Source organism: Alkalicoccus luteus (assembly GCF_012034335.1).
GTDB lineage: Bacteria > Bacillota > Bacilli > Bacillales > Salisediminibacteriaceae > Alkalicoccus > Alkalicoccus luteus_A.
In genome coordinates this window covers 155067-179437 of record NZ_JAATHJ010000002.1, presented here as the reverse complement: position 1 = coordinate 179437, position 24371 = coordinate 155067, and the positions used below count along the sequence as shown (strand labels likewise).

The following is a 24371-nucleotide window of genomic DNA, read 5'->3' as shown; positions in this document are numbered from 1 at the left end:
GTTTAAAGGAGGGAAAGAATGAGCAGGGACAGAGTAGTCGATCTTGAACATAAGCTGCCGAAGCTGCAGGCTGACAGAAAGAGACGAGCGCGCAAACGTTTCCTGCTCTATCTTTCTGTTCTGCTGCTTTTAATAGGCACCGCTGTTTATCTTCAAAGCAGCCTGAGTGACGTTCGTACGATCCACGTTAACGGTGCTGAATTTACAACGTCAGATGAAATAGAAGCAGCATCAGGAATCGAAAGAGGGATGAAGATGTGGGGACTCGATCTGGAGGAGCACACAGAGGCAATTCTTTCTCATGAAACGATAGAAGGTGCAGCGATTCGCAGAACCTGGCCTTCCACCGTCCGCATTGACGTTGAAGAATACAGCACAGCAGCATATGCAGCTGACGGCAGTTCCTACAAGCCAGTCTTAAGCAGCGGGAACATTGTTGACGCGGACAAAGCGCCTGGAGATGCACCTGTTCTGCACGGATTCGAAGAGGGAGAAATGCTGACTGATCTGGCTGCAGAGATCGGCCGTATGCAAACTTCCGTTCAGTATGCTATATCTGACATCATCCATGATCCAGTCGAAAACGACCCGGAAAGACTGACATTATATATGAATGATGGAAACATAGTCAGCACAACGGTTTCGTCATTCGCTGACCGGATGGAGCCGTATCCGGCGGTTGCCGGTCAATTGGACAGCGGTGAAGAAGGTATTATTCACATGCGAATTAATCCGTACTTTGAATCATTTGCTGAGCTTGAGGACGAGGAAGACGTAATGGAAGGTGAAGAGTCCGGCGGAGGGATCGTGGATGAAAATCCTGATGACGCTTCCGTTGAAGAACCGGAAGAAGAACCGTCAGAGGATTCACCAGAAGAGTCAGTGGATAACGGGGAGGCAGCAGACGCGAATGAAATGGATTAGTGCGGCAGCTGTCTTTTTGCTCAGTGTGCTGGCGGGACTATCTTTTAGCAGTACGATTGAAGTGCCGGTAGACGATGGCAGCGGAGCCAGAGTCACAGCAATTCAAACTGAAAATCAGCTGCTCGAGGAACAGATTGTAAGCTTGCAGGCTGCATTAAGAGAACAAGAGGAGAAATCAGCTGCAAGGGAGGCATCAAAGGTTAGCGAGGAACAGCTTATGAGGCTTCGAATGCTCGCCGGAGATGTTGCCGTTAAAGGAGAAGGACTTCGAGTGGAGCTGAACGATACTGCAACGGACAGCAGTGATCCTGCAGCTTTTCTCGTGCATGAACAGCACGTTCAGCGAACAGTCGATGAGCTTCTTACAGCTGGAGCAGAAGCAGTGTCCGTTAATGGAGTCAGACTTGGTCAATCCTCCTACATAAAATGTATAGGCCCGGTAATTGAGGTTGATGGTATTCGGTCTTCTGCACCTTTTGTCGTTGAAGCAATCGGGGACAGCAGTGTGCTTGAAGCTTCTATGGAACTTCGCGGAGGTGCCGTTTATGAACTGCTTGCCGATAACGTTCAGGTACGAATGGAAACAGTGAATGAACTCATTATTCCGGAGATCCGAACAGGAGGCGAGCCTGGATGAAATATGCAGTAACAGGGTCAATCGTCTTTTTAATCGCTGCAATCGTAAGTTATGCTGCTGGCAGCAGTATCTCCTTCCTGCCCACTGACGATAGAGAAGGCAGTGTTCAGCAGCAACTGTTATATGAAGCAGACAGACAGGAAGAGCTCCTTGAAGAAGCGGCGGTGCTGGAGCGGCGGCTTGCTTTTCTCGATGAGCCGGAAAGCGGATCAGCAGCTGATTCAGCGGTTCAGAGGTTGGAAGCAGAGGCTGCTTTGTCAGATATAGAGGGTGAAGGAATCGTCATCACCGTGGAAGTCAGAGACGCTGCGGATGGCCATCTGCCGCCGGAGTTACTCCGGCTTCTATTAAACGACAGCTTCCAGGCAGGGGCAGAAGCCGCAGCTTTAGGTCAGGAACGGATAACTGCCCGGACATCAATCAGGGAAGTCAACGGCCGCACGCTGGTGGATGGTCACAGTGCCGGTTTACTGCCGCTGGATATTTTACTTGCCGTGCCGGTGCCGGAGCTTTCGGCGCAGAGAATTCAAGAATCTGAAGCGTCACTAATTCTGCATGCTGAAGGATATGACCTGACGGTTGAAACGAAGATAGTTGAACTGCCCGGATACAGTGGCTCAATGAGATTGCAGACGGCAGAGCCTGCTGAGGAGGAAGACCAGTGAAAATGCTTATCATCACAGTGTGCGCTGCATGTGCGGGCATTTTGACGGGAATTCTTTACCACGGTGAAATGCCGGATGTTTTCGGGCCATTTGCTGCAGTGTGGCTTCTAACGATATTGCTCACAATCATTGGCGGAGTGAAAGCATTTGTCGAACGTGTGTTTTGTGAAAAAATGTTTTTTTACGGATTTCTAACGAATCTGATTTTAGGTACGATAATCGCTTTTCTAGGACTCCAACTTAGTGTAGACTTGTACATAGTCGTTTCCATTGTATTAACATTACGAATATTTCGCGATGCCTCTGATATAAGGAAACAACTTTTCAGCAATTAATTGATTTTTTTCTGGGACTTTACGGCAGGACTTTCAGCAGTATGAACGAAATAGTTTATATAGAACGTGATTATTTACCGAATGATTAACCGGGGGAGGTGCCTGATTGAATGAATTATGAGCATACATATGTAACGCTTGATATTGGTACATCAAATGTTCGAGTGGTAATCGGTGAAGTATCGAGCGGTGCCCTTAACATTATCGGGGTCGGCGAAGTTCCGTCATCCGGACTTCGTAAAGGAGCCATTGTGGACATTGATGAGACTGTCCGGTCCATTAAAGAGGCAGTAGCAAAAGCCGAGCGTATGATTGGTATGGAGATTCGCAACGTCATTGTAGGAGTCACTGGCAATCACATTAAATTGCAGCCTTGTCATGGTGTCGTTGCTGTTTCGAGTGAACACCGTGAAATTGGCGATGAAGATGTAAATCGGGTGATTGATGCTGCACAGGTGATGTCTATCCCTCCTGACAGAGAGATTATTGACGTTGTACCAAAGCAATTTATTGTAGACGGACTTGACGAAATCAATGATCCGCGCGGCATGATTGGCGTCAGGCTTGAAATGGAAGGATTAATCGTTACCGGATCCCGGACGGTTCTTCATAATTTGCTCCGCTGTGTTGAGAAAGCGGGTCTTACGACTGCAGATATCGTTCTTGAACCGCTCGCGGCAGGGGCAATTGCTCTTTCTAAAGATGAGAAAAGCCTCGGTGTTGGTCTCATAGATCTTGGCGGGGGATCAACCACCATATCTGTGTTTCAGCAAGGTGCTCTTCAAGCCGTCAGGCAGATACCGGTGGGCGGAACGCATATCGCTAATGACATTTCTGTTGGGCTGCGTACATCGACAGAAGAAGCAGAAGAAGTAAAAGTGCAGTATGGCCATGCACTGATTGAAGAAGCGTCTGATGATGAAATGTTTGAGGTTTCTGAGATCGGAAGCGATCAGCCGCAGGAATTTTCCCAGTGGCAGCTTGCCAATGTCATTGAACCGAGAGCCGAAGAAATTTTTATGCTGGTGGAGCAGGAGCTTCGCCGTATGGGATATGATGATCTGCCGGGTGGATTTGTGCTGACAGGCGGCAATGCTAAAATTCCAGGCATGCTAGACCTGGCAAGGGATATTTTCCAGCAGAACGTTCGAATTTCAGTGCCTGACTATATCGGTGTCCGGGAACCTCAGTATACAAATGGCGTCGGCCTGATCACGTTCGCTCATAAAAACGCACGGATCCAAGGAAAAGATCTTGATGCAGGACTCGAAAGTTCACCGGTTGCAGCAGGTGTGCAGGAAGAACCGAGACGTGAACGGGAGCGCCCGCGTCCGCAAGCTAAAAAGCCTGCGAAAACAGGCCCGGGTCTGAAAAAACGAGTCTCAAGCATGTTTAAATCTTTTTTGGAATAGCCTGACCCGGACTGGTTCCGGCAATATCGGATTGGAGGATCGCTACTATGTTAGAGTTTGAGATGGAAACAGAATCACTTGCAACGATAAAGGTAATTGGCGTTGGCGGGGGCGGCAGCAATGCCGTAAACCGTATGATTGAAAATGGACTTCAGGGTGTTGAATTTATTGCCCTTAATACAGATGCACAAGCACTGCAAATGTCGCAGGCTAGTGAGCGGCTGCAGCTTGGCGGCAAACTTACACGGGGGCTTGGAGCGGGTGCTAATCCCGAAATCGGTAAAAAAGCTGCCGAAGAAAGCCGTGACCAGCTCGAAGAACATATGCAGGGAGCAGACATGGTATTTATTACTGCTGGTATGGGCGGCGGAACAGGAACAGGCGCTGCGCCGGTCATTGCAGAAATTGCAAAAGATGCAGGTGCACTGACAGTCGGTGTTGTCACTCGCCCGTTCACATTTGAAGGCCGTAAGCGTATGACTCAGGCTGCTGCAGGTATTGAAGCACTTAAAGAAAAAGTGGATACGCTTATCGTTATTCCTAATGATCGTCTGCTTGAGATCGTAGATAAAAACACGCCGATGCTGGAAGCCTTCCGGGAAGCAGATAACGTTCTTCGTCAAGGTGTGCAGGGTATTTCAGACCTCATTGCAGTGCCCGGGCTGATTAACCTTGACTTTGCTGATGTAAAGACGATCATGAGCGAGAAAGGCTCTGCTTTAATGGGGATCGGCGTTGCAACAGGAGAAAGCAGAGCAGCAGAAGCTGCAAAGAAAGCTATTTCTTCTCCGCTTCTTGAAACAAGCGTTGATGGAGCGCAAGGTGTTCTGATGAACATTACAGGCGGTGCAAACCTCAGCTTGTTTGAAGTACATGAAGCAGCAGAAATTGTTTCTTCTGCCTCCGACGAAGAAGTGAACATGATATTCGGGTCCGTAATCAATGAGAATCTCAAAGACGAAATCGTCGTTACGGTAATCGCCACCGGATTCGATGAAAAAATACAGCAGCGTACTCAGGTGAAAGCTGGCCGCACGTCCAGACCACAGCAGGCACAGGCCGGCAAGGAAGTACCGAAGCAGGAGCCTCAGCCTCAGGCAGAGCATCATGAGCCTGAACAAGATCAGCAGGAAGAAGCTCTTGATATCCCTGCTTTTCTGCGTAACAGAAGAAAGCGCTGATCTGTCCAGCTGCTCATGAGCCCGGGAGAAGCTCTTCCCGGGCTCATTTTCTGTAACTGATGAGCCAGATGCCGCAGCCAGGTGCTTCCTTAAATTGAAGAAAAGATTGCCTGTTGTCTTTATTTTCTTTATGATAAAAGGTACAAGAGTGAAGTGGGAGGTCGACAGCAGTGTCCGTTTCGGAACAGTTAGAAGCCGTCAAGGAGCAGATACGAGCTGCATGCTTCAAAAGCGGCAGAAGTGAAAAAGAAGTAACGATTATTGCGGTTACGAAATATGTATCAATAGAGCGCGCACGTGAAGCCGTTGAGGCAGGCATTGAAGATTTTGGAGAAAACCGGCTCGAAGGCGCCCTGGAAAAGTACGAAGCTCTCGGTAACCAGGTTAACTGGCATTTTATTGGATCACTGCAATCCAGAAAAGTAAAAGAACTGCTTCATGCCTACCGAATTATCCATTCGCTGGACCGGAAATCACTTGCGAAAGAAATTCAGAAGCGTTCAGAAGAAGGACAGACGACTGACTGCTTCATCCAGCTCAACGTGAGCGGGGAAGAATCAAAAGCGGGAATTGCCGCCGATGAACTTGCGGGTTTTCTGGATATGCTTAAGGCTTATCCGGCGGTCAGAGTGATCGGACTGATGACCATGGCCCCGTATACGGATGATCCGGAAGAAGTCAGACCTTATTTTCGAAAACTACGGGAGCTGCGCGATGAAACTGCAGCTAAACATTTGCCGCATGCGCCTTGCACAGAGCTTTCCATGGGGATGTCGAACGACTATCACATTGCAGTGGAAGAAGGAGCAACGTATATCAGGCTCGGTTCATCGCTTGTAGGGTCTGAATAATCTTCTGATCGAAAGGAGACAGCCATGACGTTTAAAAACAAGTTAAAACGGTTCTTCGACATGGAAGATGAATATGAAGAAAAAGAAATTATTGTTGAAGAAGAGCCGGAAGAATACGAGCCGCCTGCCAGAATTAAAAAGACGAAGAAGCAGGAACGTCAAAATGTAGTCAGCCTGAGTTCCGTGACTTCGCAGCAGGGCTCCAAAGTCATGCTGCTGGAACCGCATTCTTACGATGAGGTGCAGGACATTGCCGATGAGCTTAAAAACAGGAAAGCAGTCGTGATCAATTTGCAGCGGCTTCCCCGTGACCAGGCAAGGCGCATCGTCGATTTTTTAAGCGGTACAGTTTATGCGATTGGCGGAGACATTCAAAAGCTTGGTGAACAGATTTTCCTCTGCACTCCGGATAACGTTGACGTCAGCGGCAGTATTTCTGAAATGCTTCATGAATAACAAGGAGAGTGGCACATATGGCACTGCTCGGTGATATCGTCATTCAGGTGTTAAATGTATATTGGTTCGTCTGTATTATTTATATTTTCATGTCCTGGTTTCCAAATGCACGGGAATCCGCTTTTGGACAGGCCATCGGTCGAATTGTAGAGCCGTTTTTTGCTCCGTTTCGTCAAATGATTCCTCCGATCGGCATGCTGGATATTTCCCCTATTGTCGCCCTTGTCGGATTGCGTTTTGCGATCCGGGGAGTAGAATTTCTGTTTGGATTGGTCGGGTGAATATATAGATGAGCTTGTATGAACACTTCCGGAGAGATGAGCATCCGTTTATCGATCAGGTAACGGATTGGCTTGGCACAGTGGAAAATGAATATCGAACGAAGCTGACCGATTTTCTGGATCCGCGGCAGCAGTTAATAGTGACAAGCCTGACTGGACAAGGAAGCAGCGTGCGCTGTGCGTTTCTAGGGGGAACGGACAAGGCGGAACGCCGACGGGCTCTTCTTTATCCGGATTACATAGAACCTGAAAAAGAGCTGTTTGAACTGGCAGCTTTTGAGCTTGACTTTCCATCAAAATTCGTTCGTCTGACGCATCCTCAAGTACTCGGAGCTTTGCTGTCGCTCGGACTTAAACGGGGAAAATTCGGGGATATTTTAATCAGCAGCGATGCAATTCAATTCTTAACATGCCAGGACACAGCCGATTACGTGGAGCAGCATTTTCGTGAAGCTGGAAGCGCTCCGGTTCTTCCAAAGCGAATTGACCTTTCGAAATTGAGGTTTCCGGAGGAAGAATCTGCTGACATTCAGGTTACTGTCTCCTCTCTGAGATTGGATACGGTTATATCTGAGCTGTACCGACTGTCCCGTGCCAAAACAAAGCCGCTCATCCAGCAGGAAAAAGTAAAAGTAAACTGGAAAATTACGGATGATCCGTCGTTTCGTTTAGAAGCAGGAGACATGATTTCGGTCAGAGGGATGGGCCGCTGCAAAGTTGTGGAGATTGGTGGTACGACAAGAAAAGGGAACACGGTGCTGAAAGCTGAGAAAATCGGTTCTCAGAGCTGAGCAGGATATTGGCATCATATGTCGAAATGATGCATATAAAACATTCTATGTGGAGGTGCCTTACATAATGCCATTAACACCGCTTGATATTCATAACAAAGAATTCACAAGAGGATTCAGAGGCTATGATGAAGATGAGGTGAATGAATTCCTTGATCAGGTCATCAAAGACTATGAAACCGTTACCCGGGAGAAGAAGGAGCTTTTCGACCGCGTGAATGAACTGGAACAAAAACTGAGTCATTTTTCGAATATCGAGACGACGTTAAATAAATCGATTCTTGTCGCTCAGGAAACCGCAGAAGAAGTAAAGCGAAATGCGGATAAAGAATCCAAGCTGATCATCAAGGAGTCTGAAAAAAATGCAGACCGAATCGTGAACGAAGCGCTTTCCAAATCACGCAAAATTGCGTTGGAGATTGAAGAGTTGAAAAAGCAGGCTGCTGTTTACAGGACCAGATTTAAGATGCTTCTCGAAGCCCAGCTGGAAATGCTTCAGACAGATGACTGGGAAGAGATTATCGATTCACATGACGAGGCACATTACGAACCGCAGGAAGAGCGTTCTTGACGCGTCAGGCAACGTCGCTTATACTGATAATTACTTTCATATTGGCGTAGACAGGGACGAGTAGCTTTCAGACTCTGCTGACCAGCGATTCGGGGACGGTGAAAGCCCGAAAGCAGACCGATTGTGAAGATCACCCTCGAGCCGCGACCTGAATTTGCAAGCTGCAATAGTAAGGGAGCCGGGTCATGACCGTTATTTCATGCCTTAGAGAGCAGTTTTTACAACTGCAGCTGGGTGGTACCGCGGGTTTAATGCCTCGTCCCTGTTATCAGGGGCGAGGCTTTTGTTTTGATCGTGTATTTTACTTTTTACAGGAGGAATACAACATGGACTATAAACAGACATTGCTCATGCCGCAAACGGATTTTAAGATGAAGGGAAACCTGCCGAATAAAGAACCGGTAATGCAGCAGGACTGGCAGGAGCAAAAAATCTACGAGAAAGTTCAGGACCGGACGAAGGACCGCCCTGTTTTTGTTTTGCATGATGGACCGCCCTACGCTAATGGCGATATTCATATGGGTCACGCTCTAAATAAGATTCTGAAGGATTTTATCGTTCGGTCCCGTTCGATGATGGGCTGGCACGCTCCTTATGTGCCTGGCTGGGATACGCATGGTCTGCCGATTGAAACTGCTCTTACGAAAAAGGGGAAAGTAGACCGTAAGAAGCTAAGCATCGCTGAATTCCGGCAAAAGTGTGAAGAGTATGCCCTGGAACAAATCGACAGCCAGCGCGAGCAGTTTAAGCGGCTCGGAGTACGGGGTGACTGGGAAAATCCGTATGTCACGCTGACTCATGACTACGAAGCTCAGCAAATTAAAGTTTTCGGAGATATGGCGAAAAAAGGATACATTTATAAAGGAAAGAAACCGGTTTACTGGTCGCCATCTTCTGAATCTGCTCTTGCGGAGGCAGAAATTGAGTACCATGATAAACGTTCGCCTTCGATCTACGTTACGTTTGACGTCACAGAGGGGAAGGGGATCCTGCTGGGTGATGAAAAGTTCGTCATCTGGACAACGACTCCCTGGACGATTCCGGCTAACCTGGCAATTGCCCTTCATCCTGAACTAGAGTATGCGGTTGTTCAGGAGAAAGAAGAAAAGTATGTTGTAGCGCTTGGTCTTTTAGACGAATTGAAGGCTGCGTTTGAATGGGAGCAGGCAGAGATTGTTAAAACGCTCCGCGGACAGGAACTCGAGGGCATCCGTACAAAGCATCCTCTCTATGACAGAGAATCTCTAGTCATCTTAGGTGACCACGTCACGCTGGACGCAGGTACAGGCTGCGTTCACACGGCCCCGGGACACGGGGAAGATGACTATGTGGTCGGACAGCGTTATAATCTGGATGTTCTTTGTCCGGTTGATGACAAAGGTGTTTTCACAGATGAAGCTCCAATGTTCGAGGGACTGTTTTATGATACGGCAAACAAGCCGATCACAGAGAAGCTTGATGAAGCAGGACACCTGCTGAAGCTCGCCTTTTTTACCCATTCGTACCCGCACGACTGGCGTACGAAAAAGCCGGTTATTTTCCGTGCCACCGCTCAGTGGTTCGCTTCAATCAAAGATTTCAGGGAAGAGCTGCTTAATGAAATTAAGGAAGTGAACTGGCTGCCGGATTGGGGAGAAACCCGTCTTTACAACATGGTCCGTGACCGGGGTGACTGGTGCATTTCCCGTCAGCGCGCATGGGGCGTGCCAATCCCGGTTTTTTACGGCGAGAATAACGAACCGATTATCACGGATGAAACGATCGATCACGTATCCAGCTTGTTCCGCGAGCACGGATCAAACATCTGGTTTGAATGGGATGCGGGCGATCTGCTGCCTGAAGGCTTTTCTTCAGAACACAGCCCGAACGGAACATTTACGAAGGAAACGGACATTATGGACGTCTGGTTCGACTCCGGCTCTTCCCATCAGGCTGTGCTTGAAGAGCGTGATGATCTCGTACGGCCTGCAGACGTTTATCTGGAAGGGTCTGATCAGTACAGAGGATGGTTTAATTCCTCTCTCTCTACGTCAGTGGCAGTCACCGGCAAAGCGCCGTTTAAGTCGGTCATCAGCCACGGCTTTACGCTGGACGGCAAAGGCAAAAAAATGAGTAAGTCGCTCGGGAACGTGATCGTGCCGGATAAAGTTATGAAGCAGCTTGGCGCCGATATCCTGCGCCTTTGGGTGGCATCAGTGGATTATCAGGCGGACGTGCGTGTGTCGGACGATATTTTAAAGCAGGTTGCAGAAGCATATCGTAAAATTCGAAATACATTCCGCTTTTTACTCGGCAACCTGCACGACTTTGATCCTGCTGTGCACAATCGTTCGTTTGACGACTTATCCGGTGTCAACCAATTTATGACGGTCAAGCTGCATAATTTGATCAAAGATGTAAAAACTGCTTATGAAGCTTATCAGTTCTCAACCGTTTTCAATCGTGTTCACAACTTCTGTACGATTGAGTTAAGCTCGTTCTTTATGGACATTTCGAAGCATTCGCTTTATTTGGAGCATGCCGACCATGAAGAAAGACGAGGCATTCAGACAGTGATGTACGAAACGCTCACTTCACTCGTCAAGCTGATGAGCCCGATTCTGTCTCATACTTCAGAAGAAGTGTGGGCGTATATCCCAGGTACAGAAACCGAAGCAGTCCAACTAACCGACATGCCGGACCCTGCTTCCTTTCCGGGAACAGAAACGCTTGTGGCGGAATGGGATCGTTTTATGGATCTTCGGGATGACGTGCTGAAAGCTCTGGAGCTGGCAAAAAATGAAAAAGGTATTAAACGCAGCCTGCATGCGTCCGTTACGGTATATGCTTCTGAAAATGATAAGCTGATGCTCGACAATACAACGGATCTGCATCGCTTATTCATCACCTCAAATGCTGAAGTGAGGCCGCTTTCTGAGGCACCTGAAGAAGCCTTTGCCGGTGATGAAGCAAAGGTGCTGGTAGAAGAAGCTGCTGGCAGCACTTGTGTCCGCTGCTGGCACGTACGCGGCGATATTGGACATCATCCGGACCATCCTGAATTATGCCCGGAATGCGCTGAAACGGTGGAAACGTACTACGCGGATAAAGTCTGAACCCGGACAGGCAGGGCCGGCGGCAGGAGATGCCGGCCCAAGTTCAGGGGAAAACGGAGGAAAAGCGCTTGATTTATTACGTGATTGCAGCAGTAATTATCGGTGCTGACCAGCTGACGAAGTGGCTGGTCATCGACCGGATGGAAATCGGCCAGAGCATTGAAATCATCGAAGGGTTTCTTTATTTAACTTCTCACCGGAATGCCGGGGCTGCTTTTGGGATTCTCCAAGGACAGATGTGGCTGTTCTATATCGCTACCGTTGTCGTTGTCGGGGTGATCATCTACATGATCCAGGCTAAACTGGACGGAAGCCGGTGGTACGGAATAGCACTGGGATTAATTCTGGGTGGTGCTATCGGAAATTTTATCGATCGGGTATATGCTGGAGCCGTTGTGGATTTTATTGATGTTTATATCTTCACCTACAACTTTCCGATCTTTAACGTAGCGGACAGCGCCCTTGTAACCGGTGTTATAATGGTGATTCTGCATGTATTTATAGAAGAAAAACGTCAGGAGACGAATACGACATGAATGAACACGAATTTCAGCCGGAAGAATCCGGCTTAAGGTTAGACAAATGGCTGAGTGATCATACAGAATGGACCCGCAGTGCAGTCCAGGACTGGATTAAATCCGGATACGTTACAGTAAACGGCAGCCAGGAAAAAAGCAATTATAAGCTGAAAGCAGGGGATGTCATTCACGTAGAGGAACCGGAACCGGAGGAGCTTGAGCTCATCCCCGAGAATTTACACCTTGACGTTATCTATGAAGATAAAGATGTGATCGTCGTTAACAAACCTCGTGGAATGGTCGTTCATCCTGCTCCCGGTCACCCATCAGGTACGCTCGTGAACGGCCTGCTGCACCATTGCACGGATTTATCATCTATAAATGGTGTAGTCAGACCAGGTATCGTTCACCGCATCGATAAGGATACTTCCGGCCTGATTGTAGCAGCAAAGAACGACCGGGCTCATCAGTCGCTTGTAGAGCAGCTGAAAAACAAAACGACCAAGAGACGATACGAGGCGATAGTGGCCGGTATTATTCCGCATGATAAGGGAACAATCGATGCTCCAATCGGCCGTGATCCGGAGGACAGGCAAAAAATGGCCGTTACAGACCGGCACTCGCGGGAAGCGGTGACCCATTTTCAAGTTATTCAGCGCTACGAGAGACATACGCACGTGAGCTGTGAACTTGAAACCGGAAGAACGCATCAAATCCGCGTGCATATGAAATACATCGAATTTCCGATTGTCGGCGATCCTAAGTATGGTCCGAGAAAAAAGCATGAATTCCCAATCGAAGGTCAGGCGCTGCATGCAGCGCTGCTCGGATTTCGTCATCCAGTCACGGATGAAGAAATTCTGTGTGAAGCAGAGCCTCCTGCTGATTTTCAGTCCTGTCTGGTGCATGCTGCTTCATTTTAAGTTGACAAGCTAATTATGGTGTGCGATACTTTTGAAAGATCAATATAGTCCTTTAAATCAGTTCAGAGAAACTGGTAAGGAACGTACCGAAGTTGAAGAACTTCGTATATTCTCCTGCCCGGTTTCACTGGCAGGAGTTTTTCGTGTTGGAGGTGGATGGATATATGACAAAAGAACTGATGGACGAACAGGCTGTCAGAAGGGCGCTTACGAGAATCGCCCATGAAATTATTGAACGCAATAAGGGTGTGGAGGAGTGTGTCCTCGTTGGAATTAAAACTCGCGGAGTATATCTGGCTCAAAGGCTGGCCGAACGAATCGAGTCGATTGAAGGTTCGCCTGTAAAAACCGGGGAAATCGATATTACGCTCTACCGCGACGATCTTACTCATAAACGTCACGATGAGGAGCCGGAAGTTCACGGCACGGAGATTAAAACGGACGTAACGGACCGTAAAGTTATTTTAGTCGATGATGTCCTTTACACCGGCCGCACTGTCCGGGCTGCTCTGGATGCAGTAGTTGACCTCGGCAGACCTGCTCAAATACAGCTTGCTGTTCTCGTTGACCGTGGGCACAGAGAGCTGCCTATAAGGCCGGATTACGTCGGAAAAAATGTACCGACCGCTAAATCAGAAATTGTTGAAGTGAAACTGCAGGAATCAGACAGGGAAGAAGGAGTCAGCATCCTTAACCCCAGATCATAACAATACATCATCAGCAGAAACCTCCCTTTTAAAGCGGGCCCGTGAGCCTGAAAAGGGGTGTGTTTTCTGAAAGCCTGTTCGTTGCAGGCCTTTTCAGTAAACAGACCTCTTAGGGAGACTAAGAGGTTTTTTGCTGTTCAGGAGGCATGTCATTCATGGAAACGAACACTGTAGGAATCAGAGAAATACCAAGACTTGATAAATGGCTGATGCTCAGTATTCAGCATTTATTCGCCATGTTCGGTGCGACCATCCTCGTGCCGCTTCTCACAGGTTTAAGTCCGGCAGTCGCTCTCGTCAGCAGCGGGCTCGGCACACTGGCGTATCTCGTTATTACGAAAGGCAGAATCCCGGCTTATCTTGGTTCTTCATTTGCTTTTATCGCCCCGCTGATCGCAGCTGTCGGCATCGGAGGTCCTGAAGGTGCAATGATCGGAAGCTTTTTCGCAGGGATCCTGTACGGAATTGTAGCACTTGTCATCCAGGCTACCGGTGTCAGCTGGCTCATGAAGCTTCTCCCGCCGGTTGTTATCGGTCCGGTGATTATGGTGATTGGACTCGGTCTTGCAGGCGTTGCAATTGAAATGGCAATGGAGAACCCTGCTACGGAAAGCTACAGCGGCACTCATTTCGGTGTCGCCATGATAACACTGGCGATTACGATTACGGCAGCCATTTTTTTCAGAGGTTTCTTCAGTCTTGTACCTATTTTAACGGGGATTGTCGGAGGTTATACAGCAGCCTGGTTTTTTGGACTTGTCGATTTCAGCGCAGTGCGGGAGGCATCCTGGATCCAGTCTCCGGAATTTCTCGTACCGTTTGTCACCTATGAACCTGCATTAAACTGGACAATTATTGCGATCATGGTGCCGATCGCGGTCGTAACGCTCAGTGAGCATATCGGCGATCAGATGGTCCTCAGCAAAGTAGTGGAAAAAAACCTGGTGAAAGAGCCGGGTTTGCACCGGTCTATTATGGGCGACGGCGTCGCAACTGTGATCAGCTCTCTGTTAGGAGGTCCTCCAAATACAACGTACGGAGAAAATATCGGTGTAGTGGCGCTGACAAGAGTGTTCAGCGTGTTTGTTATCGGAGGTGCTGCAGTCGCTGCTGTATTGTTTGGCTTCGTCGGCAAGGTCTCAGCGCTCATCACAACAATACCAACATCCGTTATGGGAGGCGTTTCTATTCTGCTGTTCGGAATCATTGCCTCAAACGGCCTCCGCATGCTGATTGATAATCAAGTGGAAATCGGAAAAAAGCGCAATCTTGTTATCGTTTCAGTCGTGCTTGTCATTGGCATCGGCGGTGCTTTTATTCAAGTATCAGATGATGTGCAGATTGCCGGTATGGCACTTGCAACGATCGTTGGAATTCTGCTTAATCTAATTTTGCCGGGACGGGATCCTGTCAAAACGAACGAAGAAATGTTTCACGATATGAGCCGGAAGAAAGATGGCTCAGCTGCATAGTAACACCTTTTAAAGCCGGTCTGTGAACCGGCAAAGGGTGACGCTTCCGGAGTGATCCGGGAGCTGAGGCACCCGTATATTGATTACGGGTGCCTTTTATTACCATTAAACCGTGGCTCTTTACTTCAAAGGAGGTATTCGATGAAATCTTTAACATCACTGCAGCATCTGTCAGATCAGGCTATTTTGTCACTGCTCGATCGAGCAGACAAGGCCGAATTTCCGAATCTTGCTAATCGAATGGCAGCAAATGTGTTTTTAGAACCAAGCACAAGAACAAAATGCAGCTTTGAAATGGCGGAGATGAACCTCGGAATGCGCTCAATCACCATTGACGAGGCAGGCTCCAGTTTGCAAAAAGGTGAAACGCTTTACGATACCGTTAAAACGCTGGAAGCTATAGGCGTGAGTGCTGTCATCATCCGCACGAAAGAGAAAGCATTTTATAACGAGCTGCACGATGTTCAGATTCCGATTATTAATGCAGGAGACGGATCAGGCGATCATCCGACTCAGTCGCTGCTGGACTTGCTGACAATCAAGCAGGAATTTGGCACATTTCGCGGGCTGCAAGTAGTAATCAGCGGGGATATTCGTCACAGCAGGATTGCGTCAGCGAATGCAGCCGTTCTCGAACGGCTTGGGGCGACTGTCCGCTTCAGCGGACCTTCTGAATGGATGCCTGAAGATGCGAAGACGATTACTGCCGATGAAGGCTGCAGACAGGCAGACGTGTGGATGGCGCTCCGCACCCAGCTTGAAAGGCACGATGAGTCAGAGCCTGTGTTTCCACATTATCTGGAGGAGTTCGGATTGACGCCTGAGCGTGCTGACACATTCAGGCCGCATACGATCTTGATGCATCCCGGCCCTGTAAATCGTGGAGTCGAGCTGCACACGTCGCTTGTCGAAGCACCTTTTTCACGTATTTTTAAGCAAATGGCAAACGGAGTTAAGATCAGGCAGGCTGTTCTGGCTGAAGTGGTAAAAACAAAGGAGGAGAAATGCTATGAAAAAGCTGTATAAAGGTGCACGTGTCTATCAGAACGGGAAGCTAATCAGGCAGGATCTTGTTGTTTCGGAAGTTACCGGGCTGATAGAGCAAATGGCAGTGGAGCTGTCTCATGATACGGCAGATGAAACGATAGATGTAAGCGGACTTATTATCAGTCCGGGATTTATCGATGTGCATGTGCACCTGAGGGAGCCTGGCGGAGAACAGAAGGAAACGATCAGTTCCGGTACGAAGGCAGCAGCTAAAGGCGGTTATACGACTGTGTGCGCAATGCCCAACACCCGGCCAGTTCCGGATACGAAAGAGCAGATGGAAACGCTGCAAGCAATGATTGGCCGCAATGCCCATGTTCGGGTTCTCCCCTACGGCTCGATTACGATCCGCGAAGCCGGAAAAGACCTTACGGATGCTGAAGCTTTAAAGCAGGCAGGCGCCTTTGCCCTTACTGATGACGGAGTGGGTGTTCAGTCGGCAGGTATGATGTACCGCGCGATGAAGCAGGCGGCACAAGCAGGCATCCCTGTTGCAGCTCACTGTGAGGATAACAGCTTACTATTCGGGGGACATCTTCATGCCGGACGTAAAGCAGAAGAACTGAACATAAATGGGATTCTTTCCACGACAGAATCTGTACATATTGCAAGAGATGTTTTACTCGCTGAAGAAACAGGGGCCCATTATCACGTTTGTCATGTCAGCACAGAAGCATCGGTAAGAGTAATCAGGGATGCTAAAAAAGCCGGCATTCACGTAACTGCCGAAGTTTCTCCGCATCATTTGCTGTTAAATGAAGATGATATTCCAGGAGATGATGCTCAATTCAAAATGAATCCACCGCTTCGAAGCCGCCGTGATCAGCTCGCGTTAATCGAAGGGCTGATTGACGGTACGCTCGATTTTATTGCGACAGACCACGCTCCCCATACAGAGGAAGAAAAAGCTGAACCAATCCAGCATGCGCCGTTTGGAATAACGGGCCTAGAGACAGCTTTCCCGCTGCTGCACACTTTTTTTGTAAAGACGAAGCTGTTTAAGCTTGAGGAGCTGCTGGCGTGGATGACGGACAAACCGGCAAATGTGTTTAATCTGCCTTACGGGAGGCTGGCTCCAGGAGAAAAAGCAGAATTTACTGTACTGAATTTGGAGAAACAGTTCAAAATTGACGCCTCCTCGTTTGTATCCCGAGGTAAAAATACACCGTTTGACGGTTGGGAAACGATTGGTCAGCCAGTGATGACAATTTTTAACGGAAAAGACGTGTTGAAAAAGGAGGAAGTAAAATGAGAAAGCTTGTACTGGAGAACGGAGCCGTTTTTAAAGGGAAAGCATTGGGAAGTGATCAGGCTGGTCAAGGAGAGGTGGTCTTCAATACAAGTATGACAGGCTATCAGGAGATATTAACAGATCCATCCTATCGTGATCAGATTATCTGTATGACATACCCGCTGATAGGCAATTACGGCATTAATCGAGATGATTTTGAAAATATCATCCCGCATTGCGCCGGTATGATTGTAAAAAAAGCGGCAGTGCATCCTAGTCACTTCCGACGGGAGCGAACCTTGAATGAATGGCTGAATCATCATAACATACCCGGAATACAGGGGATTGACACACGGAAGCTAACAAGAATGATCCGCACAGGCGGAACGATGCGAGGTGTATTATCTGACAGCACAGAGTCTGTCGAAGAAGCACGTCTGCGGGCTGCTGCTGTTCATAGCGGTGATCAGGTCCGAAACGTTTCTGCGTCTCAGCAGTACTGGTATCCGGGACGAGGCAGACACCGCATCGTGCTCATTGATTACGGAGCAAAAAAAGGCATTATCAGCCACCTTCTTAAGCAGGAATTTGAAGTGATTTCTGTGCCATGGAATACAACTGCAGAGGATGTGCTTTCCCTTTCACCGGACGGTGTGATGCTCAGCAACGGTCCCGGAGATCCTCAGGATATCCCGGAAGCAGTGCAGCAGGTTCGAAAGCTTGCAGAAGTGCTGCCGGTGTTCGGCATCTGCCTTGGCCATCAGCTGCTTGCACTTGCTTTTGGAGCAGATACAGAAAAAATGACGTTTGGACACCGGGGTGGAAACCATCCGGTTCGTCATCTCGAGAGCGGCAGAGTTGCCATCACTTCTCAAAACCACAGCTATACGGTGAGAGAAGCGTCGCTTGCCGGAACTGGACTGAATGTGTCACATGTGAACGTAAACGACGGTTCTATTGAAGGGCTGATACACGAGTCACTTCCGTTATTCAGTGTACAGTACCATCCGGAAGCTGCTCCAGGACCGACGGAATCAGCGGTTTTGTTTGACCAGTTCAAAGCGCTCGTTCATGAGCAGACAGGGGGAACGATTCATGCCTAAACGTAAAGACATTCAAAAGATACTTGTAGTAGGATCCGGACCGATCATTATCGGCCAGGCGGCTGAATTTGATTACGCGGGCACGCAGGCTTGTCAGGCATTGAAGGAAGAAGGCTATGAAGTCGTGCTGGTCAACTCGAATCCAGCGACAATCATGACCGATGCTGCAACAGCTGACAGTGTCTATATTGAACCGCTCACACCCGAATTCGTGACATCTGTGATTCGCCGGGAACGCCCGGATGGCATCATTGCTACTCTTGGTGGACAAACCGGATTGAACCTCGTGATGGAATTGGAGAAACAAGGAATACTGGGGCGCTACAATATTGAGCTGCTCGGAACTGATTTGGATGCAATCCGACAGGCAGAAGACAGAGAGGCATTCAGGGAGCTGATGCACAGCATTTCACAGCCGGTGCCTGATAGTGAAATTGTTCATTCAGTCGAAGAAGCGGAAGCCTTCGCTGATACGATCGGACTGCCGGTTATCGTCCGCCCTGCATATACGCTCGGTGGAACTGGCGGGGGAATGGCACACACGGATGAAGAGCTGAGAGATATAACTGCTCAGGGACTTTATGCAAGCCCTGTGAATCAGTGTCTGATCGAAAAAAGTATCGCCGGCTTTAAAGAAGTAGAATATGAAGTGATGCGCGATAAGAGCGGACAGGCAATTGTAGTTTGTAACATGGAAAATCTGGACCCTGTCGGCGTTCATACAGGAGATTCGATCGTAGCAGCGCCGAGTCAGACATTGTCTGACAGAGAGTATCAAATGCTCCGCACAGCTTCTCTTGAGATTATTTCTGCCCTTGGCATCGAAGGCGGCTGTAACGTCCAGTGCGCCATTGATCCGCATAGTGAGGACTACTACATCATTGAAGTGAATCCGCGTGTCAGCCGATCGTCAGCGCTCGCATCAAAAGCAACGGGATATCCAATTGCAAAACTGTCTGCAAAAATTGCGGTCGGATACAGACTGGACGAGCTTCAAAATCCAGTTACGAAAAATACATTTGCCAGCTTCGAACCAGCGCTTGATTATGTCGTGACGAAATGGCCAAGGTTTCCCTTTGATAAATTCGACTCGGCAAACCGTACGCTCGGCTCTCAGATGAAAGCGACCGGTGAGGTGATGGCGATCGGCAGGACACTTTCGGAATCCTTGCTCAAGGCCGTCCGTTCTGCCGAAATCGGACTGTTTCACTTGATGCCTGAAGATGCTGATGGGACCGATCTGAGAGGAAAACTAGCTGCTCAGGACGATGAACGGCTCCTTTATTGTGCAGAGGCGCTTCGCAGAGACTGGACACCAGAGGAGATCCATGAAGTCACGGCTGTCGACCTTTATTTCCTTTACGAAATACAGGAAATTGTGCAGCTCGAGCAACGATTGAAGACAGAAGAGCTGACGAAAGATCTTTTCAAAGAAGTAAAAGAAGCAGGCTTCTCTAATCAGGCAGTTGCTTACTTCTCCGGAACAGAGACCGATGTGCTGGAATCGATGCAGGAAGAACAGGCGCTCTATCCTGTCTTCAAAATGGTTGATACATGTGCAGGAGAGTTCGAATCTGCAACGCCGTACTACTACAGTACGTTTGAAGAGGAAAACGAATCTGTGGTGACATCAAAGCCTTCCATTCTGGTACTCGGTTCCGGCCCGATTCGTATTGGACAAGGCATTGAATTTGACTATGCCACGGTTCACACTGTCAAAACCATTAAAGAAAGCGGCCGGGAAGCGATTATTATGAATAATAACCCGGAGACAGTCTCAACGGATTTCGAAATTTCGGACAAGCTCTATTTTGAGCCGCTGACGATTGAAGATGTAATGAATGTCATCCGGCACGAGAAACCGGAAGGGGTTATTGTCCAGTTCGGCGGACAGACGGCTCTGAATCTGGCAGGGGAATTAGATAAGCGAGGCGTACCGATCATTGGTACAGCACTCGAATTTCTTGATGCATGTGAAGACCGTGATAAGTTTGAAGCTACTCTGCAGCGGCTGGGGATCCCGCAGCCAGAGGGAAGAACAGCTGTGTCAGTATCAGAAGCCGCAGCTATCGCAGCCGGCATCGGTTACCCGGTCTTAATCAGACCATCATACGTGTTAGGCGGACGAGCGATGCAGATTCTTTATCATGAGTCAGAGCTTGTCACCTATATGCAAAAGGCGGTAAAGGTCAATCACAATTACCCAGTGCTTATCGATAAGTACCTTGTCGGGAAAGAAGTGGAGGTCGATGCCGTTTGTGATGGCGATACGGTTGTCATCCCAGGCATTATGGAGCATATAGAGCGGGCGGGTGTCCATTCGGGAGACTCTATTGCCGTCTACCCGCCTCAAAACATCAGTGACCTCGTAAAAGAGAAATTAATTGAATACACGATTAAACTGGCAAGAGGATTTCAGGTGAAAGGACTCATGAACATCCAGTTTGTCATTCAGGAAGACGATGTGTATGTGCTGGAAGTGAATCCGCGTTCAAGCAGAACGGTACCGTTTTTGAGCAAGATTACGGAGATGAATATGGCGGAAGCAGCTGTAAAAAGTCTGCTTGGCCAATCACTCCGGGATCAAGGCTTCACATCTGGCCTGCTGGAAGAGCCTGAAGAAGTGTCAGTTAAAGTTCCTGTCTTCTCTTTTCAAAAGCTGCGCAGTGTCGACATAACGCTGGGCCCTGAAATGAAATCTACAGGTGAAGTCATGGGACGTGATCATTCACTGGAAAAAGCTCTGTATAAAGGACTGGTAGCATCCGGTATGGATGTGCCGCTGCACGGAAAGGTGCTTTTTACTATTGCAGATCAGGATAAAGAAGAAGCGGGCGTTCTTGCACAACGCTTTCATCAGCTTGGTTTTGACATTACAGCAACTCCTGGAACGGCGGCGTACTTGAGAGGACTTGGAATTCCTTCCGAAACTGTTTACAAGGTCGGCGGAGGAAAGCCGGACATGCTGGACGTCATCTCAAGACGTGAAGTGCACTATATTGTTAATACATTAACGACAGGAAAGAAGCCCGCCACAGATGGTTTCAGAATTCGACGGGAGGCAGTGGAACGTGGAATTGTATGCAATACTTCTCTTGATACGACAAGAGCAGTGCTGCAGGTTATCGAATCCATGCACTTCAGCACGATCCCGGTAAGGGAGAAAAAGGCGGTGACCGTATGATCAAAGAAAAGCTGAAGCTCGCTAAAAAGGAAGAGGTTGCTGCAAACGTCTATAAATTTACGCTGGAAGGGTCACATATTCCGCCTCGATGCTCGCCCGGCCGCTTTTTGCACGTTCAGGCAGGAGATGGAAGAGCGATGCTGTTAAGAAGACCAATCAGTATCAGCGCCGCAGATGACCAAACGTGCGTCATCATATTCAGAGCATCGGGAGCTGGAACTGAAGCGATAGCATCAGTACGCGTTGGCGATACGATTGATGTTTTTGGACCGCTCGGTTCAGGGTTTCCTTTGCTCGATGATGGAACAGCGCTGCTCGTAGGCGGCGGGGTAGGGGTGCCGCCGCTTCATTTTCTTGCAGAAGAGCTCGTAAAAAACGGAATTCGTGTTAAATCAGTGATCGGCTTCCGATCTGCAGAGGATGTATTTTTGGCGGATGAACTGAGGCAGTATGGAGAGGTTGAGGTAACAACGGAGGATGGAACGTATGGAACGAAAGGATACGTCACGGATGCTGCGTTAATGAATTCGGAGTTTGACACCTTTTATGCGTGCGGACCGAAAGCGATGCTGCATCCGCTTCAGGAAAATATCGAGGCGCCAGGATATGTCTCGCTGGAAGAACGAATGGGATGCGGAATCGGTGCCTGTTTTGCATGTGTGTGCGATAAAAAAGACGGCGGCTACGTCAAAATTTGCAGCGATGGTCCTGTTTTCGAGAAGGGAGTGGTTCAGCTGTGAGCAGATTGAAAACTAAACTTCCGGGACTAGACATGAAAAACCCGGTGATGCCAGCTTCTGGCTGCTTTGCTTTCGGTGCAGAATTTGCTGATTTGTACGATCTCTCAGTGCTCGGAGCTGCTGCTGTAAAAGCAGCTACACCGGAGCCCAGACGCGGAAATCCGGTTCCGAGAGTAGCTGAGACGGACAGCGGAATGCTCAATGCGATCGGTCTTCAAAATCCAGGCGCCAAAGCAATCAGGGAAGAGCATCTCGGCCACTGTGGAAAAGCAGGCATTCCAGTGCTTGCTAACATTGCCGGCACTTCTATTGACGATTACTGCGAAGCTGCAGCCGTTATGGCAGCGGCGCAGGAGGTTGGCGCGCTGGAGCTTAATATCTCATGTCCGAATGTGAAAGAAGGAGGCATTCAATTCGGCAATGATCCGCAGCTGGCTGCTGAAGTAACGAGAGCCGTGTGCGAAGTTTCTGCAAAGCCTGTTTATGTGAAGCTGTCCCCGAATACCGGAGACATCGCAGCTATAGCAACATCAGTTGAAAAAGCAGGAGCCTCAGGTTTAAGCATGATTAATACGCTGATCGGCATGCGTCTTGATACCGAAACGGGAAGGCCTGTTCTGGCAAACAAAACCGGCGGACTTTCCGGTCCTGCAGTTAAGCCAGTAGCGATTCGAATGATTTACGAAGTCAGTCAGCGGACGGATCTTCCTATAATCGGCATGGGAGGCATTTCCTCAGTAGAAGATATTATTGACTTTTTAAGTGCTGGAGCTTCTGCTGTAGCAGTAGGAACTGCTAATTTTCAAAATCCTTTTATTTGTCCGGAGCTGATTGGAGAATTAGATGAATGGCTTGAAAAACGACAGATTTCCCACGTTTCAGAATTAACAGGAAGGAGCTGGAAGTCGTGCAGCGTTCCCTTATCGTAGCACTTGATGTAGAAAATAAAGCAAAAGCATTCCGGCTTCTTGATCAGCTCGGAAGCGGCGTTTATGTCAAAATCGGCATGGAACTGTTTTATAAAGAAGGGCTCTCCTTTGTTGATCGCGTTAAACATAACGGGCACGGTGTTTTTCTGGACGTGAAGATGCATGACATACCTGAAACTGTGAAGCGGGCCATGATAATCGTTGCTGCATCCGGAATTGATCTTGTAAATGTTCATGCGCTTGGCGGCAGACGCATGATGGAGGCAGCCCGGGAAGGTCTCGAAATCGGTTCGGACTCCTCCGGTCGTCCCTCCCTTATAGCCGTTACGCAGTTGACGAGTACATCCGATCAGCAAGTTATCGAGGAGCAGGGAATGACATCTGGTTTAGAGCGCTCTGTTAATCAGCTTGCAGCTTTGACAAAAGAGAGTGGTCTGGACGGAGTAGTCTGCTCCGTTCATGAAACCAGACAGATTAAAGTAGCCTGCGGAAGTGATTTTCTTTGTGTCACACCGGGTATCAGATCGATCCATGCAGCAGGACATGATCAGGTCAGAACGGCGACGCCCGCTCATGCAGCAGCGGCCGGAGCAGATGCAATTGTTTGCGGGCGCGAGATTACAAGAAGCAGCGATCCGGCGAGAGCTTATCAGGCAATACAAAAGGAGTGGCTTAACAATGAACGAGTTTAAGGCAGCAGAACTTCTGCTTGAAATCGAGGCAGTTGTGCTTTCCCCGGAAAACCCATTTACATGGAGCTCCGGTCTCCGCTCACCAATATACTGTGACAACCGATTACTTATGGGGCACCCGGAAGGCCGTAAACAAATTGCTGCATGGTTTGCTGAAAAAGCACGGGAGCTCGATGCAGATGTTATTGCAGGAACAGCAACTGCAGGGATACCGCACGCTGCCTGGGCAGCTGATCAGGCAGAACTGCCAATGATATATGTTCGCAGTTCACCAAAATCTCACGGTCGGAAAAATAAAATAGAGGGAAATCTTCTAGAGGGAGCGAAAGTATTGGTTATTGAAGATCTGCTCTCTACCGGTGGGTCCGCACTGAAAGCAGCCGATGCTGTTCAGGCAGAAGGCGGCATACCGGTTGGCATAGCGGCCATTTTTACATATGATTTGCAGATGCTTCATGAACAAACGAAAGACCGCTCCTATCCAGTTGAAGCATTAACCTCCTTCTCCGTCCTGCTCAAGGCTGCAGAACGCAAAGGACTTATTTCCGAAGCAGACGCAGACAGGCTAGCCAGCTGGAATACGGATCCTGCCGGATGGAGCGACGCTTTTACAAGGAGTTGACCGG

General features: G+C 48.7%; 24 protein-coding genes and 1 other annotated feature. All 24 genes read left to right on the top strand.

Annotated elements, in window-relative coordinates:
* Positions 1–18: 18 nt before the first annotated feature.
* Positions 19–924, top strand: a complete 906-nt coding sequence (locus HCN83_RS02450; protein WP_168004727.1) for a cell division protein FtsQ/DivIB — start codon at positions 19–21, stop codon at positions 922–924.
* Positions 911–1561 carry a DUF881 domain-containing protein gene (locus tag HCN83_RS02445; protein ID WP_168004726.1) on the top strand — a complete coding sequence of 217 codons (651 nt, stop codon included), beginning with the start codon at positions 911–913 and terminating at the stop codon, positions 1559–1561. Before HCN83_RS02450 ends, HCN83_RS02445 begins: the two co-directional genes overlap by 14 nt.
* Complete coding sequence (locus HCN83_RS02440; protein WP_168004725.1) at positions 1558–2226, top strand: DUF881 domain-containing protein; 669 nt, start codon at positions 1558–1560, stop codon at positions 2224–2226. Before HCN83_RS02445 ends, HCN83_RS02440 begins: the two co-directional genes overlap by 4 nt.
* Positions 2227–2228: 2 nt before the next feature.
* Entirely contained in the window at positions 2229–2561 is a 333-nt protein-coding gene (locus HCN83_RS02435; protein WP_246238073.1) for a small basic family protein, read from the top strand.
* A 110-nt stretch (positions 2562–2671) separates the two neighbouring features.
* The gene (ftsA, locus tag HCN83_RS02430; RefSeq protein ID WP_168004723.1) at positions 2672–3973 is read left to right on the top strand and encodes a cell division protein FtsA; all 1302 of its coding nucleotides are present in this window, start codon (positions 2672–2674) and stop codon (positions 3971–3973) included.
* 47 nt (positions 3974–4020) lie between these two features.
* Positions 4021–5154: a cell division protein FtsZ gene (gene ftsZ / locus HCN83_RS02425; protein ID WP_168004722.1), complete on the top strand. Its 1134-nt coding sequence runs from the start codon at positions 4021–4023 to the stop codon at positions 5152–5154.
* 170 nt (positions 5155–5324) lie between these two features.
* Positions 5325–6005 (top strand): YggS family pyridoxal phosphate-dependent enzyme, encoded by a 681-nt coding sequence (locus tag HCN83_RS02420; RefSeq protein ID WP_168004721.1) that lies wholly within the window; start codon positions 5325–5327, stop codon positions 6003–6005.
* 24 nt (positions 6006–6029) lie between these two features.
* Entirely contained in the window at positions 6030–6461 is a 432-nt protein-coding gene (locus HCN83_RS02415) for a cell division protein SepF (protein WP_168004720.1), read from the top strand.
* 17 nt (positions 6462–6478) lie between these two features.
* Positions 6479–6742 carry a YggT family protein gene (locus HCN83_RS02410; RefSeq protein WP_168004719.1) on the top strand — a complete coding sequence of 88 codons (264 nt, stop codon included), beginning with the start codon at positions 6479–6481 and terminating at the stop codon, positions 6740–6742.
* 8 nt (positions 6743–6750) lie between these two features.
* Positions 6751–7533: an RNA-binding protein gene (locus HCN83_RS02405; RefSeq protein ID WP_168004718.1), complete on the top strand. Its 783-nt coding sequence runs from the start codon at positions 6751–6753 to the stop codon at positions 7531–7533.
* A gap of 67 nt (positions 7534–7600) precedes the next feature.
* Positions 7601–8104, top strand: coding sequence for a DivIVA domain-containing protein (locus HCN83_RS02400; protein ID WP_168004717.1), 504 nt, complete (start codon positions 7601–7603; stop codon positions 8102–8104).
* Positions 8105–8142: 38 nt separating this feature from the next.
* Positions 8143–8371 (top strand) — a binding site (T-box leader).
* Positions 8372–8430: 59 nt separating this feature from the next.
* A complete protein-coding gene (ileS, locus tag HCN83_RS02395; RefSeq protein ID WP_168004716.1) occupies positions 8431–11199 on the top strand; it encodes an isoleucine--tRNA ligase in 2769 nt (922 codons plus the stop codon).
* Between the two features lie 68 nt (positions 11200–11267).
* Positions 11268–11735, top strand: coding sequence for a signal peptidase II (gene lspA, locus HCN83_RS02390; RefSeq protein WP_168004715.1), 468 nt, complete (start codon positions 11268–11270; stop codon positions 11733–11735).
* A complete protein-coding gene (locus tag HCN83_RS02385) occupies positions 11732–12640 on the top strand; it encodes an RluA family pseudouridine synthase (protein ID WP_168004714.1) in 909 nt (302 codons plus the stop codon). The genes lspA and HCN83_RS02385 overlap by 4 nt, the downstream gene beginning before the upstream one ends.
* 164 nt (positions 12641–12804) lie before the next feature.
* Positions 12805–13347: a bifunctional pyr operon transcriptional regulator/uracil phosphoribosyltransferase PyrR gene (gene pyrR / locus HCN83_RS02380; RefSeq protein ID WP_168004713.1), complete on the top strand. Its 543-nt coding sequence runs from the start codon at positions 12805–12807 to the stop codon at positions 13345–13347.
* A 155-nt stretch (positions 13348–13502) separates the two neighbouring features.
* Positions 13503–14819: a solute carrier family 23 protein gene (locus HCN83_RS02375; RefSeq protein WP_168004712.1), complete on the top strand. Its 1317-nt coding sequence runs from the start codon at positions 13503–13505 to the stop codon at positions 14817–14819.
* Positions 14820–14960: 141 nt separating this feature from the next.
* On the top strand, positions 14961–15845 hold the full coding sequence (locus HCN83_RS02370) for an aspartate carbamoyltransferase catalytic subunit (protein ID WP_168004711.1): 885 nt from the start codon (positions 14961–14963) through the stop codon (positions 15843–15845).
* Positions 15829–17118, top strand: coding sequence for a dihydroorotase (locus tag HCN83_RS02365; protein WP_168004710.1), 1290 nt, complete (start codon positions 15829–15831; stop codon positions 17116–17118). The genes HCN83_RS02370 and HCN83_RS02365 overlap by 17 nt, the downstream gene beginning before the upstream one ends.
* Positions 17115–18200: a carbamoyl phosphate synthase small subunit gene (locus HCN83_RS02360; protein ID WP_168004709.1), complete on the top strand. Its 1086-nt coding sequence runs from the start codon at positions 17115–17117 to the stop codon at positions 18198–18200. The genes HCN83_RS02365 and HCN83_RS02360 overlap by 4 nt, the downstream gene beginning before the upstream one ends.
* Positions 18193–21384, top strand: a complete 3192-nt coding sequence (gene carB / locus HCN83_RS02355) for a carbamoyl-phosphate synthase large subunit (RefSeq protein ID WP_168004708.1) — start codon at positions 18193–18195, stop codon at positions 21382–21384. The genes HCN83_RS02360 and carB overlap by 8 nt, the downstream gene beginning before the upstream one ends.
* The gene (locus HCN83_RS02350) at positions 21381–22124 is read left to right on the top strand and encodes a dihydroorotate dehydrogenase electron transfer subunit (protein ID WP_168004707.1); all 744 of its coding nucleotides are present in this window, start codon (positions 21381–21383) and stop codon (positions 22122–22124) included. Before carB ends, HCN83_RS02350 begins: the two co-directional genes overlap by 4 nt.
* Positions 22121–23053, top strand: a complete 933-nt coding sequence (locus HCN83_RS02345; RefSeq protein ID WP_168004706.1) for a dihydroorotate dehydrogenase — start codon at positions 22121–22123, stop codon at positions 23051–23053. The genes HCN83_RS02350 and HCN83_RS02345 overlap by 4 nt, the downstream gene beginning before the upstream one ends.
* Entirely contained in the window at positions 23032–23745 is a 714-nt protein-coding gene (gene pyrF / locus HCN83_RS02340; protein WP_168004705.1) for an orotidine-5'-phosphate decarboxylase, read from the top strand. The genes HCN83_RS02345 and pyrF overlap by 22 nt, the downstream gene beginning before the upstream one ends.
* Positions 23732–24367, top strand: coding sequence for an orotate phosphoribosyltransferase (gene pyrE / locus HCN83_RS02335; protein WP_168004704.1), 636 nt, complete (start codon positions 23732–23734; stop codon positions 24365–24367). The genes pyrF and pyrE overlap by 14 nt, the downstream gene beginning before the upstream one ends.
* The last annotated feature ends 4 nt before the right edge of the window (positions 24368–24371 follow it).